The sequence below is a fragment of the Mycolicibacterium iranicum genome (assembly GCF_014190915.1).
GTDB lineage: Bacteria > Actinomycetota > Actinomycetes > Mycobacteriales > Mycobacteriaceae > Mycobacterium > Mycobacterium iranicum_B.
Genome location: NZ_JACHVU010000013.1, coordinates 117,718 through 133,495 on the forward strand (window position 1 = coordinate 117,718; position 15,778 = coordinate 133,495).

The 15,778-nt window shown below is 67.8% G+C and carries 17 protein-coding genes; 6 read left to right on the top strand and 11 right to left on the bottom strand.

The features are described from left to right. Window position 1: 1 nt before the first annotated feature. Entirely contained in the window at window positions 2–397 is a 396-nt protein-coding gene (locus tag FHR72_RS22540; RefSeq protein WP_183472409.1) for a VOC family protein, read from the bottom strand. After that, window positions 394–687 (bottom strand): ArsR/SmtB family transcription factor, encoded by a 294-nt coding sequence (locus tag FHR72_RS22545; protein WP_183472412.1) that lies wholly within the window; start codon window positions 685–687, stop codon window positions 394–396. The genes FHR72_RS22540 and FHR72_RS22545 overlap by 4 nt, the downstream gene beginning before the upstream one ends. 174 nt (window positions 688–861) lie before the next feature. Between FHR72_RS22545 and FHR72_RS22550 the strand changes: the two genes are divergently transcribed. Further along, a complete protein-coding gene (locus FHR72_RS22550; protein ID WP_183472415.1) occupies window positions 862–3,105 on the top strand; it encodes a putative bifunctional diguanylate cyclase/phosphodiesterase in 2,244 nt (747 codons plus the stop codon). A gap of 19 nt (window positions 3,106–3,124) precedes the next feature. Here FHR72_RS22550 and FHR72_RS22555 read toward each other — a convergent pair whose 3' ends face one another. After that, entirely contained in the window at window positions 3,125–3,472 is a 348-nt protein-coding gene (locus tag FHR72_RS22555) for a DUF732 domain-containing protein (RefSeq protein WP_183472418.1), read from the bottom strand. A gap of 43 nt (window positions 3,473–3,515) precedes the next feature. Then, window positions 3,516–4,064, bottom strand: coding sequence for a hypothetical protein (locus FHR72_RS22560; protein WP_183472421.1), 549 nt, complete (start codon window positions 4,062–4,064; stop codon window positions 3,516–3,518). 234 nt (window positions 4,065–4,298) lie between these two features. Here FHR72_RS22560 and FHR72_RS22565 point away from each other — a divergent pair, with 234 nt between their 5' ends. Continuing rightward, complete coding sequence (locus tag FHR72_RS22565; RefSeq protein WP_183472423.1) at window positions 4,299–5,666, top strand: NAD-dependent epimerase/dehydratase family protein; 1,368 nt, start codon at window positions 4,299–4,301, stop codon at window positions 5,664–5,666. Then, window positions 5,663–6,505, top strand: coding sequence for an SDR family NAD(P)-dependent oxidoreductase (locus tag FHR72_RS22570; RefSeq protein ID WP_183472426.1), 843 nt, complete (start codon window positions 5,663–5,665; stop codon window positions 6,503–6,505). The genes FHR72_RS22565 and FHR72_RS22570 overlap by 4 nt, the downstream gene beginning before the upstream one ends. A gap of 13 nt (window positions 6,506–6,518) precedes the next feature. On the opposite strand, the gene FHR72_RS22575 is transcribed toward FHR72_RS22570, so the two are convergent. The 3 genes from FHR72_RS22575 to FHR72_RS22585 are packed head-to-tail and all read right to left on the bottom strand — an operon-like array spanning window position 6,519 to window position 11,002. Then, on the bottom strand, window positions 6,519–8,897 hold the full coding sequence (locus FHR72_RS22575) for a PEP/pyruvate-binding domain-containing protein (RefSeq protein WP_183472429.1): 2,379 nt from the start codon (window positions 8,895–8,897) through the stop codon (window positions 6,519–6,521). Between the two features lie 4 nt (window positions 8,898–8,901). Continuing rightward, the gene (locus FHR72_RS22580; protein WP_183472432.1) at window positions 8,902–9,879 is read right to left on the bottom strand and encodes a TIGR03617 family F420-dependent LLM class oxidoreductase; all 978 of its coding nucleotides are present in this window, start codon (window positions 9,877–9,879) and stop codon (window positions 8,902–8,904) included. Between the two features lie 7 nt (window positions 9,880–9,886). After that, a complete protein-coding gene (locus FHR72_RS22585) occupies window positions 9,887–11,002 on the bottom strand; it encodes an Rv3169 family protein (RefSeq protein ID WP_183472435.1) in 1,116 nt (371 codons plus the stop codon). Between the two features lie 50 nt (window positions 11,003–11,052). Between FHR72_RS22585 and FHR72_RS22590 the strand changes: the two genes are divergently transcribed. Then, the gene (locus FHR72_RS22590; RefSeq protein WP_183472438.1) at window positions 11,053–11,658 is read left to right on the top strand and encodes a TetR-like C-terminal domain-containing protein; all 606 of its coding nucleotides are present in this window, start codon (window positions 11,053–11,055) and stop codon (window positions 11,656–11,658) included. Window positions 11,659–11,671: 13 nt separating this feature from the next. Here FHR72_RS22590 and FHR72_RS22595 read toward each other — a convergent pair whose 3' ends face one another. Next, a complete protein-coding gene (locus FHR72_RS22595) occupies window positions 11,672–12,256 on the bottom strand; it encodes a TetR/AcrR family transcriptional regulator (RefSeq protein ID WP_183472441.1) in 585 nt (194 codons plus the stop codon). A gap of 105 nt (window positions 12,257–12,361) precedes the next feature. On the opposite strand from FHR72_RS22595, the gene FHR72_RS22600 reads away from it, so the two are divergent. After that, window positions 12,362–13,249: an amidohydrolase family protein gene (locus FHR72_RS22600; protein ID WP_396888496.1), complete on the top strand. Its 888-nt coding sequence runs from the start codon at window positions 12,362–12,364 to the stop codon at window positions 13,247–13,249. A 108-nt stretch (window positions 13,250–13,357) separates the two neighbouring features. Here the strand turns inward: FHR72_RS22600 and FHR72_RS22605 are convergent, their stop codons facing one another. Then, window positions 13,358–13,729 carry a hypothetical protein gene (locus FHR72_RS22605; RefSeq protein ID WP_183472444.1) on the bottom strand — a complete coding sequence of 124 codons (372 nt, stop codon included), beginning with the start codon at window positions 13,727–13,729 and terminating at the stop codon, window positions 13,358–13,360. A gap of 26 nt (window positions 13,730–13,755) precedes the next feature. Then, window positions 13,756–14,415 carry a TetR/AcrR family transcriptional regulator gene (locus FHR72_RS22610; protein ID WP_183472447.1) on the bottom strand — a complete coding sequence of 220 codons (660 nt, stop codon included), beginning with the start codon at window positions 14,413–14,415 and terminating at the stop codon, window positions 13,756–13,758. Window positions 14,416–14,496: 81 nt separating this feature from the next. Between FHR72_RS22610 and FHR72_RS22615 the strand changes: the two genes are divergently transcribed. Next, window positions 14,497–14,862 (top strand): DUF1330 domain-containing protein, encoded by a 366-nt coding sequence (locus tag FHR72_RS22615; protein ID WP_183472450.1) that lies wholly within the window; start codon window positions 14,497–14,499, stop codon window positions 14,860–14,862. A gap of 10 nt (window positions 14,863–14,872) precedes the next feature. On the opposite strand, the gene FHR72_RS22620 is transcribed toward FHR72_RS22615, so the two are convergent. Next, on the bottom strand, window positions 14,873–15,757 hold the full coding sequence (locus FHR72_RS22620; RefSeq protein ID WP_183472452.1) for an alpha/beta fold hydrolase: 885 nt from the start codon (window positions 15,755–15,757) through the stop codon (window positions 14,873–14,875). Window positions 15,758–15,778 lie beyond the last annotated feature (21 nt).

The following is a 15,778-nucleotide window of genomic DNA, read 5'->3' on the forward strand; positions in this document are numbered from 1 at the left end:
GTCACCGCCGATCTGCGGTGCTCTGGATCTGAACGAGGTTCCCGCACGTGTCATCGAGCACCGCGGTGGTGACAGGCCCCATCTCGGTGGGTGGCTGGGTGAACTGAACACCCAGGCCGCGGAGGCGCTCGTATTCGGCCGCGACATCGTCGACGACGAACGCGGTGTAGGGGATACCGTCGGCCACCAGCGCGTCCTTGAACGGCTTCACCGCCTGATGCTCGTCGGGTTCCAGGGTGAGCTCGGTGCCGTCGGGGTCCTCGGGGGAGACGACGGTGATCCAGCGGGCCTCGCCCATCGGCACGTCGTGCTTCACGGCGAACCCGAGCACCTCGGTGTAGAACCGCAGTGCTCTGTCCTGGTCGTCGACCAACATGCTCGCGTAGCTGATTCTCATGGCGCTTCCCTTTCTCCTTCGGTGCTCGTCAACCACCGCTCGGCGATCTGCGCCAGGGGGGCGGTGTTGACGTGGTGGAACTTGTAGCGGCCCTCGCGGCGGGTCTCGATCAGGCCTGCGGCCTCCAGTACGTCGAGATGCTGCGACGTCGCCTGGCGCGACGAGCTGATGCCGTGTCTGGTCGTCAGCCGGCCACAGATCTCGAACAAGGTCTGTCCGTCACGCTCCACCAGCTCGTCGAGAATCGTGCGGCGCGTGGGATCGGCCAATGCCTTGAACACGTCGCCCACGCGGACAACATTAGGCAAGTCACTGCTTGCATGTCAACGGGAGTCAACCGCGCGTGGGATTGACGTAAAAGACAATAATGCCCGTGCAGGTGAGGCGGATCTGCAAAAATCCTGGCGGTTCGACGCGGATCGCAGATGCCATCGATGGCCGTCGCTGGGAGGGGGCCGGTGCCGATGAGTCGTCGTCGATCGCGTCTCGTCCTGTCGAGTCTGGTGATCCTGTGGGCGATCATGAACGCGTTGGCCCCGTGGGGTCACAGCGCGGCCGCGCAAGGCGAGACGATCCTGCGGGTGGGCACTGCGGTCGGCACGCTCGTCGGCGGCCTGATCGCTGCGGGCCGGGTGGACGGACTGTCCCGTTGGTGGCGCCTGGCCTACGTCGCGTCGTTGGCGTCCTATCTGATCGCCGAAGTCCTGCGGCTGACGAACACTCTCGGCGGTGACAACCGGTGGGCCGACGTCGTGGCGACCCTGGCCTTCGTGTTGTGCCCGACGCTGACGCTGGTGGCCCTTGTCCTGCTGTGGCGTTGCAGCGGTTCGGCGGCCAGCCGGCGGTGGCGGCAACCTGCCCTGACGAATGTGCTGGACGGATTGGTCGCCGGCTTGTCGTTCCTGATCCTTGCGGCCATGGGCGATTTCGTCCATCAGCTGACGGCCTCGTCTCTGAGCCATGCCGGTGCGGTCGTCACCCTGGTCTTGTTCACCGGCGAGCTGGCCGTCGTGGGCACCGCCGTGGTGATCGCGATCGTCTACGACATGGACAGGCCGTTCCGCTACAACTATCTGTTGTTCGCCGGCGGTGTCGTGGCCATGGCCGCGTCGTACCGGGTCGCCGTCTATCTCCGGTTCATCGGTGCAGAGGCCGGTGTCGCGTGGGCCAACGTCGGATTCATCGTGGGTCTGCTGATGATCGCCAACGCGATGCTGGATACGTCGGAAACCCCGCGGCAGGCGCACCGGGACCGCCACGACGGACGCACCGACTGGGTACAGCTGGTCCTGCCCTATGTCGGATTCCTCGGGCTGGCGGTGCTGTTCGCGTTCCATGTGTTCACCGGCCGTCCGCTCAGCCTGGTCGCCGTCTGCGCGGCTGTCGTTCTGGTAGCGCTCGTCGCCCTGCGGCAGGTGGTGGCCATGCGCGCGCAGTCGCAGCTCACCCAGCGCCTGTACTGGGCGCTGCGCCACGACACGCTGACCGGGTTGCCCAATCGGATCCTGTTCTCCCAGTTGCTCGAAGAAGCCACGCAGGCGGGGGAGGCCGTGCTGATCCTGATCGATCTGGACGACTTCAAGGACGTCAACGACCGCTACGGCCATGCAGCCGGAGACGAAGTGCTGCGCGCCGTCGGGGGCCGGTTGAAAACGTGCCTCGCAGAAGGGGACACGCTGGCACGCATCGGCGGAGACGAGTTCGCGGTGCTGACCCGCGAGGGCGACCAGCTCGCGGCCGTCGCCGATCGTCTGCGCGTCGCCCTGCGCGGGCCGTTCGCAGTCCACGGGTCCTCGGTGCGGGTGCGCGCCAGCATCGGCGTCGTCGGGCCGGGTGCGCCCGGGCTTCTGCAGACCGCCGACGATCTGTTGCGGCAGGCGGACATCTCGATGTTCGCCGGAAAGCAGCAGGGCAAGGACACGACGGTGGTCTATCGACCGTCGACCGGCGCCCGCGTGGACTTTCCAGCTGCGCTGCGCGCCGCCAAAGGTGCTGCACCCGACGGGTTTCGACTGCTCTACCAGTGCGTCGTCGGACTCGCTGACGGTCGACCGGTGGCGTTCGAAGCACTGTCGCGGTGGACGGCGCCCAACGGGATGCAGGTATCACCGGAGACGTTCGTCAACGCTGCCGAAGCTGCCGGACTGGGCGCGACGCTGGACGCGCTCGTCCTCGACACGGCCTGCCGCGAAGTCGCCTCGGTCGACGGCAGCATCGACATCCACGTCAACGTCGGTGCCGCAAGGCTCGGGAACACGGGCTTCGACGAGACGGTGCGCGAGACCCTGCAACGTTACGGGATCGAACCGACACGGCTCGTCCTTGAGATCACCGAAACCGTGCCGATCGTCGATCTGGACGACGCCGCCACCCACATCGGCGGGCTCAGCGCACTCGGAGTGCGGTTCGCCCTCGACGATTTCGGCTCGGGCCACAACTCGCTGACCTACCTGCACTCGCTGCCGATACAGATCGTCAAGCTCGACCGCAGCCTGGTGGGTGGAGCCCAACCGGAGCGTGAGAGGGCGCTCTACCGGTCGGTGATGAACCTGTGCGACGACCTGGGGTTGACGGTCGTCGCCGAAGGAATCGAGACGGACGCCCAGGCGACCATGGTTCAGGCCGCCGGTTGCCGCTTCGCGCAGGGCAATCTGTACGGGCGGCCGACACCCATCGGCGTGGCGCGCGGCGCCGTGCCGACGAAGTGAATGCTCGTTCGCAGACCGCTCAGCAGTCCAGGTTCACGGTGGCCGTCAGCACGATCGTGGCGGCGGTGTTGACACCCACCCCGCGCTTGTCGGCCAGCATATCGGCCGCGACGGAGCCCGGCTGTCCCTGGCCGATGATCGAGCACGCGTCATAGCCCAGGCTCAGGAGCTCGTCGGCGCTGAGGAACCGTAACTGCTCCTGAAGCGAACCGAGATAGGCGGCTTCGTCAGCTGCGGCGGTGGGCGCGAATGCCGCCAGGGCCGCCGACGCCACGAGCACCGGAGCAAGAAATCGCCCGGCGCGGACGGCGCCGCACGTGTTCGTCGAGCGAGCAGCCGGCTGCCCCGGTCCGGTTTTCGTCACCACGGCCTCACTGTACTGCAAGTGAACAGGCATTTCCGAGGCTGGTTCAGCCCAGGATGCGCTGCAGCGCACCGCGCGCGACCTCCTCAGGCCGGTACTGCTCACTGGCGTAGGCGCCGATGGCGACCAGAGCGCCGGTGGTCGCCGGAACGATCCACTGCAGCGCCTTGAGCTGCTTCTGTGCCGCCGCGACGTCCGGCGGGGTCGATGCCGCGGGCGTCGTGCCGTCCTCCGCGGGCACGGCATGGTGCTGGGAGACCTTGCTGCCGAGCATCCGGCTGTATCCGGTGACCCCGAGAGCCACCAGGGTGAGGCCGGTCTTCACCAGGGCCATCGTCGGTACGCCGCTCTGCGCCTTCATGCGGCCGAGGTCGTGTTTGACGAGCCCGGCGGCGCCGACGAGATGCACGCCGATCGCCGCGGCGTTGACCGGCGTCCAACGGTCCCATCCGGCGTTCGCGACCGCACCGACGTTCTGTGCTCCGCCCGCAGACGATGCGGCCGGGTTGAGCGTGACGGCGTTGGCGAGGGTTCCTCCGAACCAGGCCGCCAGGCCGAGGTCGTGCATCTGGTGTACGAGGGTTGCGCGAGCCATGTCTTCTCCTGAACTGAGTGGTTTCGCCGCAGGTACCCGGCGGACCAGCGGGCAAACAGCGGCGTTGGTGACGTCGGGCCGTCGAATCGTCAGAATTTCGCCGCGGGCCAGGGGGTTTCGGACGGCTCCGGCCGTGTATCCGTTCTCCGAACTCTTCGTGCACCCGCCCCGATTCGGAGGAGCCCATGACACTGCGAGCCGTCGGCGACGCCCCGGCCCGATACCGGTCGAGTCATGTCTGAACAGCGCCGCCGGATCGTCGTCACCGGTGCGTCGGGCAATGTCGGCGCCGGGGTGCTCAGGGCCCTGGCGCGACACGAACCCGACGCCGAGGTGGTCGGGGTGTGCCGGAGACCGCCCGAGAGAACCGGCATCTACGAAGGTGTCCGCTGGCACTCGGTGGACCTCTCGTCTGCCGATGCCGCGGCACAGTTGGGTCCGGCGCTGCGCGACGCCGACGTCGTCATCCACCTGGCACTGGCAATCCTGCCCGTGGACGACGAGGACTATCTCTACCGGGCCAATGTGCTTGGCACCCGGGCGCTTTTGGACGCCATGGCGGACGCCGGCGTGCAGCACCTGGTCTACGCGTCGAGTCTCGGCATCTACGCACCGGGTCCGGGCAGGCCGGTGACCGAGGACTGGCCGACCACGGGTCAGGAGTCGTCCACCTACAGCAGGCACAAGGTCGCGGTCGAGTCGATGCTCGACGACGTCGAGGCGGCCCGGCCGGGCATGGTCGTGGGCAGATTCCGGCCGACCGTCGTGGTGCAGCGTGACGCGGCGGCGGAGATCCGGTCGCTGTACCTCGGGCCGTTCGTCCCGAGAGCCGCCCTGAAACTCCTGCAGCGCCGTGCGCTGCCGGTCCTTCCGCTGCCGAACGATCTGTCGCTGCAGTTCGTCCACGCCGACGACGTCGGTGACGCCGTGGTGCTGTTGATGCAACGCCGCGCACAGGGCTCGTTCAACATCGCGTCCGACGTCATGGATCGCAACCGGTTGGCCGGCCTGGTCGGGGCACGTCCCGTGGCCGTGGACCCCACGATGATGAGGCGCGCGGTCGTCGCACTGCACCGTCTGGGTGTCGTCGCGGTGACGCCGGGCTGGTACGACGTGGCGACGCGCTCACCCCTGATGGACACCGCCAAGGCGCGCCGGGAACTGGGCTGGAGCCCGACCTGGCCGTCCACCCACGCGGCCCGCGAACTGATCGACGGGCTCGCCGACGGCGCCGTGGGCGGCAGCGCGGCGATGGGGCAGAACGGGCAGGAGGCGGCGGCGCCGCGCTCCGTGCAAAGACTGCATGACGCGACCCTCCTGCTCTGGTGTGCCACCGCCATCGCCCGCGCGGCGAACCCCGGCCGGCCCGGGCCCCTGCACGCGGCGCTCATCGCCATGAACCTTTTGTCGGGCATCCCGGCGGCGCTGGCGCGGGTGCGCCAGCGGCGCCGCGACCCCGTGGCGCTCGCCGCACCGCCGGCCGTGGCCGCGGCCGTCCTGGCCAGCGTGCGCGGCGGCCGCCCGGCTGCGGTGGCCACCACAGTTCTCGGCGCACTCGGTATCGCGGAGCGCCGCCGCACCGAAGGAAGGGGCCCCACATGACGACGCAGAGGGCAGGCGACACCGGCCAGGTCGTGGTGATCACGGGCGCATCGAGCGGCATAGGGCGGGAAGTGGCACTGCAGTACGCACGACGTCGCGCCCGCCTGGTGCTTGCGTCGCGGTCGGAGGACTCGCTGCGCGAGGTGGCGGAGGAATGTTCGGGCGCCGGCGCGGCCGATGTCCTGGTCCAAGCCACCGACATCGCCGAATGCGACGACGTCCAGAAGTTGTTCGACGTCGCGGTCACGACGTTCGGGCGGGTGGACGTGACCGTGCAGTCCGCGGCGATCACCGCCTTCGGCCGGTTCGAAGACGTCCCGGCAGACGTCTTCGAGGCGATCATCCGCACGAACCTCCTCGGTTCGGCGAACGTGGCACGTGGCGCGCTGACCCACTATCAGCAGCGCGGCACCGGGCATCTGATCCTTGTCGGTTCCCTGCTCGGCGCCGTCGCCGTTCCCTACCAGTCAGCCTATGTGGCAAGCAAATTCGCGCTCTGCGGCCTGGTTCGCTCGCTGCGTCAGGAGAATCGGAACCTGCCGGGCGTGCGGGTGCACGGTGTCTATCCGGGCCCGGTGGACACGCCGGTGTACGGCACGGCGGAGAACTACCTGGGGCAGACGCCCCGGGTGCCGCCGACGGCGGACACGGCGGCCACGATCGCGAAAGTTATTGTGCGGGCCTCGGATCGAAAGAAGTCCACCGAACGTCAGATCGGGTGGTTCAATCTGCCGGCGATCGCGGCCTACCACCTTCTGCCGAGAGCCTTCGACGCCGTCATCGGACCGCTGGTGCGGGCCACGACGTTCACACCTGACGACAGTCCTGCGGCGCGGTAGACCGCCCCGGAGCTCAGGACCGGCCGAGCCTGGTGACCACACCTCGGTCACCGTCGACCCGCACGCGGTCACCTGTAGTGAGCGCCTGGGTTCCCACCAGGGTGTTGACGACGCAGGGTAGCCCGTACTCGCGGGCGATGACCGCACCGTGGGACACCGAACTGCCGATGTCGGTCACCAGCGCGCCGATCACCGTGAAATACGGCGTCCAGCCGACGTCGGTGACCGGCGCGACCAGGATCTCGCCGCGCTGCACTTCTCGCGCATCCTGGATCGACTTCGCTACGCGCACCGTGCCTTCGACGATCCCGCGGCTGGCCGGACGGCCGACGATGTGCTCGTCGGTGAAAGTACCGGGCGCTGCCGCCACGATCGGCCGCGGCCGTCCCACCGAGACGTCGTCGAACTCCAGTGAATCCTGAAAGGGCAGCGCCTCGCGACGCCGGACGGCTCGGTGCACCAGGTCGGAGATGTCGTCGTCTCCGACGACCCTGGGGAGCTCGTCGCGATCGAAGAAGAACACGAGGTCGGCGTCGGGAAGTCGACCTGACCGCGCCAGCACCTCTCCGAGGTGCCGATAGCCACGTTTGAGGGAATGGGCCATCAGCGCCATTTTCGACTTGGTCTCCTCGCGCCCGCGGGCGCCGCCCTGGGCGAGCCGCGCGAGGTATCTGATCGCAGGTGATGCCGAGACGTCGGGTCGGCGCTGATCCGGACCCCGGTCGACCGGATCGAGTGCCGCGCCGACCATCACCTGCATCATCGTTCCGAGGCCCGCAGGGTCGTCGGCCCACGACGGATCCCGCATGCACAGCTCCCGGTAGCCGCGGTGACCGTGCTGAGTCAGGAAGCGGCGCAACGCGACTCCGCCGGCATTATCCGCCGCCCGCAGCTCGTCGACCGCGGTTTTCGGGTCAGCGGCCAGGAACCGCTGCGCCGCCTCGGCGTCGGCGGCGACGGTATGGGCCACCGAGCTCAGTTCACCCACCATCTCGGCACTTTCGACGTCGCTGGCCCCGGCCATCAGCCGCATCGCCTCGGCCTGGCCCTCTTCGGCGGTGCGGCCGTTCTTGACGGCCTGGCGGACCAGCGTGCTCTCCAGGACATTGGCCGCCACCGCCGCGCGGGAGGACGACCGCACGTGGGTCAGCGTCACGTCGCAGTAGAGCTCGACACCTGATTCCAGCTGCCGCAGGACAGCGCGCGGATCCTGGCTCGCCGGAACGGCGAACCCGGCGATCTGGTCGCCCAGTCGACGGATGGCCGGACCCGCGGAGAGCGCATGCGAGGTGAGCCGAATGGTGTTGACGAGCTTGCGCCGGAACGGTTGTGGCGGCGCGGCCTCCAGTTCGTCGACCACCCGCCCACAGATCGACATGGAGAACTGCTCCCGGGAGTTGCCGAGGATGCCTGAACTCAGCGCCGTCCCTTCGGTCAGGTTCAGGAACATGTGTCCGTAGAAGTAACCGACCTGCAGCCAGGGTTTCTCGTAGCGTGGCTGGGCTCGGGCCACCACCTGGGTCATCTGCATCGCATAGTCGATGGCGTATCCCGACACCGAGGCCGTCAGAGGGCAGAACGCGCCGGGCATCATCTCGCCGATGTTGCAGCGGGTGTACACGTGGTTGTCGCCGGCGACGGGGGAGTCCATGTCGTTGAGATCGCCGGGCAGGGTGGTGATGGGCCGCGCCTGCAACCACCAGAGCGTGCCGGATCGGTCGATCGCCCATTCCAGGTCCAGGGGCCTACCCCAATGGCGTTCGGCGCGTAGCGCACCGGACCGGATGGCCGCGATGTCCTCAGGTGTGAGGACCGGGACGGGACCGACCTCGTGTACCGCGGTGCTGCCGTCGGCGTTGAGCACGACGTGGTCCGGGGACGCGGAGCCGTCCACCAGCGCTTCGCCGAGACCGGCGACGGCATCGATGACCATGAGATCGCGGCGCGCGGTTGCGGGGTCGGCGGTGAAGACAACACCGGCTGCACGCGCGTCGACCATCTGCTGGACGACGACGTGCATGGTCGCGGTGACGTGCCCGCTGTAGGACGAGGCGCGTTGGGACGTCACCGATTCGGCGCAGGTGCGCACCGCCGCGGTGAAACTCTCGACGGAGTCGACGCCGAGCACGGTGTCGTACTGGCCGGCGAAGGAGTGGTCGGCTCCGTCCTCGCCGACGGCCGAGGACCGGACGGCGACAGGCGTGGTGCCGGCGGCGGCCATCCGGCGGAATCTGTCGACGGCGTCGTCCAGGGCGCCGTCTGCGGACGCGTCGGCGATGACGAAGCCGACGGGCACATCGAGGCCCAGGCGGCGGAGGGTGGCCAGACCGGCGGCCTTCCCGCCGAAGCGGTCGTCGGTGACGTCGTCGAATTCGATTGCGGTGGGGGTCATGTCGTCAGCTCAGTGCATCCACGATCTCGGCCAGGGCATCGATCGGGATCGGACCTGGCTGGTACAGGCAGATGCGGTCGGACACCCCGTCGACACGGTCGCGGATGTGGTCGGCGATCTCGGCCGGGGTGCCGCACGCGGCGATCGTGTGCAGGACCTCGTCGTCGATCAGGGTGGCCATCTCCCGCCAGCGACCCTGCTTGGACATCGCATTCAGTTCCGGCTGCAGATCGCCCCAGCCGTGGGCGTCGAGCACCGGACGGTAGGCGGGAGTGGAGCCGTAGAAGGCCAGCAACATGCGTGTCGACGTGTGGTCCTCGCCCACCGACACGATGATCTCGGGGATCACCGCGAAATCGTCCTCGCCGCGCCCTGCGGCACTGAGACCCTCGCGCACCGCGGGCATGGTCGCCTCGTGCAGGAACCGCTTCGATCCGAACGGCATGACCAGCAGGCCGTCGGCGACCTCCGCGGTGGCCCGGGTGAGGCGCGGGCCGAGCGCACCGAGGTAGATCGGCGGAGGACCGAACGGGTTCGGACCCGGATTGAAGGTCGGGGTCATCAGGGTGTGGCGGAAGAACTCTCCGCGGAAATCGAGCCGTTCGCCGTCGTTCCACGCGGCGAAGATGGCCCGCAGCGCACCTACGAGCTCCTTCATCCGGGCGACGGGTTTGTCGAACGCGGTGCCGTATCGTTTCTCGACCTGGGCGCGCACCTGGGTGCCCAGACCGAGGATGAAGCTCCCTTCGGCGAGCAGTTGCAGGTCGTTGGCCTGATGGGCGAGTTGAATCGGGTTGCGCGGGAACGCGATCGCGACGTTGGACATCAGGTCGAGGCCCTTCACCGTCGATGCCAGCACCAGCGGGGTGAAGACGTCGAAGGGGCCCTCGAATGTGAACACGCCGGAGGCCCCCGCCTCGCGCAGCAGCGCCGCCCGTTCGACCGCGTCGGTGGGCCCGTAGAGGGCCGTCATGACTTTCATCTGCTTCCTACTTCGCGACGTCGGTCCAGTCGGAGAAGCCCGACGGGTGGTGCGGGCCGATCACGGCGTGCTCGAACAGCCCCGCACCCCGGCGGGCAGTGCCGTCGGGCTCGGTGCACACCGCGTGTGCGACATGGTCGATGAGGCTGAACGGGGCGCGCGCCATCACGGCCGGGTCGGTCAGGTCGAAGTCGACCCGTTCAGAGAAGGCGCCGTCCTTCCAGGTGCCGTGCGCCCAGGTGGAGTCACCGCCATAACCGGAGCCGAAGGCGATGGGCGCGAACAACTTCGATTCGACGTCGAGCCGGATCCGATCACCCGCCCGGTTCATGAACTCGACGCGGGCGCCGTGGGGGATCCGCGTACCGGAGGTGTAGTGGATCGTCGCGCGGACTCCGTCGAGCTGTTCGACCCTGCCGTCACGCCATCGCCGTGTGCAGTCGTAGAGGCTGCGGTGGCCGTCCGGATCCTCCTGCAGGATCAGGAACAACTGGTAGTCCTCGAATGCCAGCGGAAGATACAGCCACCACATTCCCTGGAAGGCCGAGTCGGGCCGACCAGCAGGCTCCGCCTCGCCGACGGGCCGGATGCCCCAGGACCGGTCGCGGCTCGCCACGCTGGTCGTGTGATCGACCTCCAACCGGTCGCCGTCGATGTCGATCCAGCCCTCCCACGAGCCGACCTGGGCGAAACGACAGGCCTGCAGCGTGACCCGCCGCTCGGTGAGCATCTCGTGTGGACGCTCCAGCGCCGCGGGGAACACGCCGCGCCAGGTCAGGTCCGCGGCGATGCCCTCGGTGGGTTCGACCGTCAGGTGGAGCTCTTGGAGGGGTTCGACGACGTCGAGCCGATAGCCGTTGACGTTCTGATGGAGTCGGTCGTCGTCGAGCGCATCGCTGAAGTGCACCGCGGACTGGGTGTCGCCCCGCCGCACGAGGAAGTAGGCATCCTTGACGCCGAGGCGCGGGTAGTAGCCGATACCCGTGAGCGCCATGAAGCGGCCGTCGCGGTCCAGCACGTTGAAGTAGGACCGATCGTAGAAGTTGCGGTCCGAGGTTCCAGGTGTGCCGACGGGCGCGGGTACCTGGTGGATCGGGTACTCGTCGAGAGGGCTGAGGTTCACGAAGTCTCCATTAAATACGATGCGCGCTGTATCGAAATTACACTAGCAACATGACAGCAGATCGGTCCGGAGAAGGCAAGGCGTCGGAGCGCCCGGCGCCCGGGCGGCCACGTGACGGCAGGATCGATGCCGCGATCATCGCCGCCACCCGGGATTTGATCCTCCAGACGGGATACTCCGCGCTGTCGCTGTCGGCGATCGCCGCCCGCGCCGGGACGACGACGGCAGCCATCTACCGCCGGTGGTCGAGCAAGGTCCACCTGGTTCACGAAGCGGTCCTGTCGGATGCGACGGTGACCGTACCGCCCGGGTCCGACGATGTCCGTCAGAACATCAGAGCCCTTGTCGAGACGACTCGGGCGATGTTCGACAGACCCGAAGTGCGCGTCGCACTACCCGGCCTGATCGCCGATACGGTTGCCGATCCTGATCTGCACGCCATGATGATCGCGCGACTGGCCGGCAATCTGGCGGAGTTCGAGACACGTATCGGGCAGGAACGTCGTGGGGGAGACGAGCTCCCGATGCTGGCCGAGGTCGTTGCCGGCAGCGCGATCTTCCGCCTCCTTATTCGCAACGACGCGGCGCTCGACGACGCCTGGGTCACCGCGATGACCGACCTGATCACGGAGCGTTGGCCGCACGGCCAGGGGTGAACGCAGGGGCGGGTCACCGGGATGCGGGTAGAGCGGTGGCGATGAGCCGACCCAACTGGGCGGCGACGTGGTCGAGAGGCGCAATGCTGCGCTGGGCGCGGCAGATGGCGACGGTGCCCTCCACGGCCGCGACGACGAGGGTGGCTATCTGCACGGCGGCTTCGCAGTCTGCGCCGGCGTCGACGAGCGAGTCGGCGAGGACGGTCGTCCACCGTTCGAAGGCCGCGGCGGCGGCCAGCCTCGGCGCCGGATGTTCCTCGGGCAGATCTTCCACCGACACCGCCAGCACGGGGCATCCGGCGTGGAAGTCACTGTCCAGAACCACTTTGCGCCACATCGACAGGAACGCCGCCAGTCCTGCCTCCGGGCCGGCGGTGAGTTCTTCGGTCAAGACGTCCATGGTGAGGTCGTCGGCCCAGCGCACCGCCTCGGTCGCAAGGTCGTACTTGCCGCCGGGGAAATAGTGGTAGGTGGAGCCGAGGGGAGCCTCGGCGTGCTTGGCCAGTTCGCGGACGCTGGTCGCGCTCAGGCCGCGGCGACTGATCATGTCGGCGGCGCCGGCGACCATGCGTTCGCGTCCGGTTGATCCGCTGCCCATGTCGCTGCTCTTTGCTATGACGATCGTTATAGCCTACCGTCAGGTGCGGCAGAGGGCGACCGCTGCCCGAAACTCTCCGGGGTTGAGCGCGAAAGGAGTTGCCAGATGGCCGATTCGGCGCAATTCACCGGTATGTCCCAGGTGCTCGGCGCCCTCGACCTGACCTCGATCGTCGACTTGCACACCCACTTCATGCCCCAACGCGTGATGGACAAGGTGTGGGCGTACTTCGACGCGGTCGGGCCGCTCACGGGCCGTGAGTGGCCCATCGAATACCGGCTCGACGAGCGGGCCCGGGTCGGCGTCCTCCGCGAATTGGGCGTGCGCGCGTTCACCTCGCTGGTCTATCCGCACAAACCCGGTATGGCCGCATGGCTGAACGCGTGGGCGACCCAGTTCGCCGGCGACACCCCGGACTGCCTGCACACCGCGACGTTCTACCCGGAACCGAGCGCCTCTGACGATGTACGCCGTGCGATCGCCGAGGGTGCGCGAGTGTTCAAGGCGCACATCCAGGTGGGCGAATACTCGCCCGCCGACCCTCTGCTGCACGGCGTCTGGGAACAGTTGGAGCAGCAGGAGATCCCGACGGTGATCCACGCCGGTTCCGGCCCGGCCCCCGGACGTTTCACCGGCCCAGGCCCGGTCGCCGAAGTCCTGCGGCGGCACCCTCACCTGAAACTGATCGTCGCTCACATGGGTTTGCCGGAGTACCGGGAGTTCCTCGACCTGGCACATGCCTATCCCGGCGTGTACCTCGACACGACCATGGTGTTCACCGACTTCACCGAAGAGAGCGCACCGTTCCCGCATTCGGCGCACAGCGACCTGCTCGCATTGCAGGACAAGGTGCTCTTCGGCAGCGACTTCCCGAACATCCCCTACCCGTACCACCATGCCGTGGAGGCGATCACCAGACTCGGGCTCGGTCCGCAATGGTGTCGAAAGGTGCTGCACGACAACGCTGTCAGGTTGTTCGACCTTTCCGCATAGCCCGATTCCGGGCCGAGATCACGACAGGGGTCACGATGCTCGACCTGCAGGATGTCCGCAACGCCGTGCGCGCGAAGGGGCCGGCGGCGCAAGCAGCCGCGTGACGGGTCAACTGCCGGTATCCGACGGGATGGGCGCGAGGAGCAGCGTCGTCTGTTGAAAGACGCTGTCACCGGACCCTACGGTGGCCACCGTCGTCGCGGCTACCCGTCCGACCACCACGGCGTGCACGCCCAGGCTCGGGTCGGGCGCGGCAGGGAGGTCCTGGATCGTTCCGGACCGGTAGCCGTCGAGTCTTCGGAAATGCCAGTCGGTGCCGAACATCACGCCGGTGTCGAGGTCGATGATCAGCGGTTCGTCCGGTCTCGGCTCTGGATCGCCTCTGCGCTTGTCGCGCAGCAGAATACGAACCTCCACACGATGGCCGACGGGGATGGCCACGGATCCCAGGGTGCGGACGGTGACCAGATTCGCGTCCATCGCAGGAGCATATCTGTCGGGCGTCCTCAGGGCGCCAGGCTGCGCTCCACGAACTTCGCCGTCTCCCTCGACACGTCGGCGATGGCGATGTCCCGCGCCGTGGAGATCGCCAACATCGCCGTGCCCCGTAGCGCTCCGATGATGGTCAACGCCACCATGTCCGGCTCCACGCCCGCCCGGACTGAGCCGTCTGCCTGACCATCCCGGATGTAGTGGGCGAGAAGGTCCCGAAACGCGGCGTCGCGCTCGGCGAACAGCGGGGCGAGCGTGGGTTCGGCGGCAGCAGACTCGCACCACAGTTTGAGGAACGCCTCCGACCGTGGCATCCGGTCGTGCAGACCCCCCAGGTAGGTCTCGACGAACTGCGTGAGGCGCGCCAATCCGTTGGCTGCGCCGGTGGGCACGTCGAATTGCTGGGTGTGCCGAATGAGAGCCTCCAGGAGTCGCGTTTTGCTCCCGAAGTGATGGTTGACGATGCCTCGGCTGTACCCGGCGGCCTCGCCGACCGCCGCCAGAGACGCCGCGCGGGATCCGTGGCGGGCCACCAGCGCCGTGGCCGCCTCCAGCACCCGCTCTCTCGTCTCGGCACGTCGTTGCGCCTGGGTACGTCGTTGTGCCTGGGTACGTCGTTGTGCCTGGGCCGGCCGCCGGGCCTCGTCCGGCAGCTTCGGATGCCCGTCTGACATACCTGCCCCTTTCTCCAAGCCTGGTTGTCAGTACCTCACATTATGTTGTGTGTTGTATAGCAACTATGTGAGGAGACACGCATGTCACTGTTGGACAGGTCGATGCTGCAGGATTTTCTGGCTCAGGGCGCCGACGAGCCCGTGGTGATGCTCAACCTCGTACGCTTCGCGCCCGGTGGCGCTGCGAGATACCAGGAGTACTTCGAACACTTCTCCGCGTCCGGGGTCAGCGAGCGTTACGGCGTGACGGTCGTCTACGGGGGAGCCGGTCACGATTCGTTGGTGTCGCCGCGGGAGGGCGATTGGGACATGGTGGTGCTGGTGCGTTACCCGAGCCGCCGACATTTTGTCGACATGGTCAACGACCCCGATTATCAGAGTTTCGAACACCTACGCGCGGAAGCCGTGGCCGAGGCGGTGCTGCAACCGACGACACCGGCCATGTAGCCGGCGTCCGTCAGTCCCGGATCCACGCCGCGACTGTGAGTATTGCGTCGGCGAAGTCGGCGGCGCTCTCCTGTGGGAGATTGTGTCCGACGTCGACGACGCGGTGTTCGTGACGGCCGGTGAACATCGGCGCGTCGGAGGCGGTGCCGCCCGGTTTGAGGGGGTCGCGCGATCCGTCGAGGGTGACGGTCGGCACCGCGATCCGGGGCCTTGCCGCCAAGGCTTCCCGGATTGCCGCTAATCGTGAATCCCCTTCGGCGGTACCGAAATTGTGCCGGTAGGCGTGGACGACCACGTCGACGAAGTCGGCGTTGTCGAAGGATTGTGCCGTCGCCGCGAAAGTGGTCGCGTCGAAGTTCCAGGTGGGGGACCACTGTCGCCACAGCATCTCGCACAGATCGCGGCGGTGTGCGCTGAGGGTTTCGTAACCCCGGGATGTCTGGAACAGGTGCTGGTACCAGACGACGTGTTCCATCGACGGTGGAAAGCCGTGTCGCTGGCGGTCATCGATCACGTCGTAACCTGCCATCGAGACCAACCCTGAGATCATCTGTGGCCACACCGCGGCCACCCCACAGCACGCCAGCCCGCCCCAGTCGTAGCCGGCTATCACCGGTCGGTCGAGTTGCAAGGCTTCAATGAGTTGACGCAGATCGTCGGCCAGTGCGGCCTGCTCGCCGGAACGCAGCGCGCTGGAAGACAGGAAACGCGTGGGCCCGAAACCCCGGGCCCACGGCCGGATCACGCGGGCGCCGCGACTGGCCAGGCGCGGGGCGACATCGTCGAAAGCCCGTACGTCGTAGGGGAATCCGTGACACAGGACCACCGGCCAGCCGTCGGCGGTACCGTCTTCCTCGTAGCCGATACGAAGCGTGTCGGTGTCGACGAATTTCACCGGATCACCGGGAATCCAGCG

What these genes read in the sequence shown, in the direction of transcription:
- FHR72_RS22540 (WP_183472409.1), bottom strand. Translation starts at nt 397, where the DNA reads ATGAGAATCAGCTACGCGAGCATGTTGGTCGACGACCAGGACAGAGCA.
- FHR72_RS22565 (WP_183472423.1), top strand. Translation starts at nt 4,299, where the DNA reads ATGTCTGAACAGCGCCGCCGGATCGTCGTCACCGGTGCGTCGGGCAAT.
- FHR72_RS22605 (WP_183472444.1), bottom strand. Translation starts at nt 13,729, where the DNA reads ATGGACGCGAATCTGGTCACCGTCCGCACCCTGGGATCCGTGGCCATC.
- FHR72_RS22580 (WP_183472432.1), bottom strand. Translation starts at nt 9,879, where the DNA reads ATGAAAGTCATGACGGCCCTCTACGGGCCCACCGACGCGGTCGAACGG.
- FHR72_RS22560 (WP_183472421.1), bottom strand. Translation starts at nt 4,064, where the DNA reads ATGGCTCGCGCAACCCTCGTACACCAGATGCACGACCTCGGCCTGGCG.
- FHR72_RS22575 (WP_183472429.1), bottom strand. Translation starts at nt 8,897, where the DNA reads ATGACCCCCACCGCAATCGAATTCGACGACGTCACCGACGACCGCTTC.
- FHR72_RS22570 (WP_183472426.1), top strand. Translation starts at nt 5,663, where the DNA reads ATGACGACGCAGAGGGCAGGCGACACCGGCCAGGTCGTGGTGATCACG.
- FHR72_RS22550 (WP_183472415.1), top strand. Translation starts at nt 862, where the DNA reads ATGAGTCGTCGTCGATCGCGTCTCGTCCTGTCGAGTCTGGTGATCCTG.
- FHR72_RS22595 (WP_183472441.1), bottom strand. Translation starts at nt 12,256, where the DNA reads ATGGGCAGCGGATCAACCGGACGCGAACGCATGGTCGCCGGCGCCGCC.
- FHR72_RS22615 (WP_183472450.1), top strand. Translation starts at nt 14,497, where the DNA reads ATGTCACTGTTGGACAGGTCGATGCTGCAGGATTTTCTGGCTCAGGGC.
- FHR72_RS22600 (WP_396888496.1), top strand. Translation starts at nt 12,362, where the DNA reads ATGGCCGATTCGGCGCAATTCACCGGTATGTCCCAGGTGCTCGGCGCC.
- FHR72_RS22610 (WP_183472447.1), bottom strand. Translation starts at nt 14,415, where the DNA reads ATGTCAGACGGGCATCCGAAGCTGCCGGACGAGGCCCGGCGGCCGGCC.
- FHR72_RS22590 (WP_183472438.1), top strand. Translation starts at nt 11,053, where the DNA reads ATGACAGCAGATCGGTCCGGAGAAGGCAAGGCGTCGGAGCGCCCGGCG.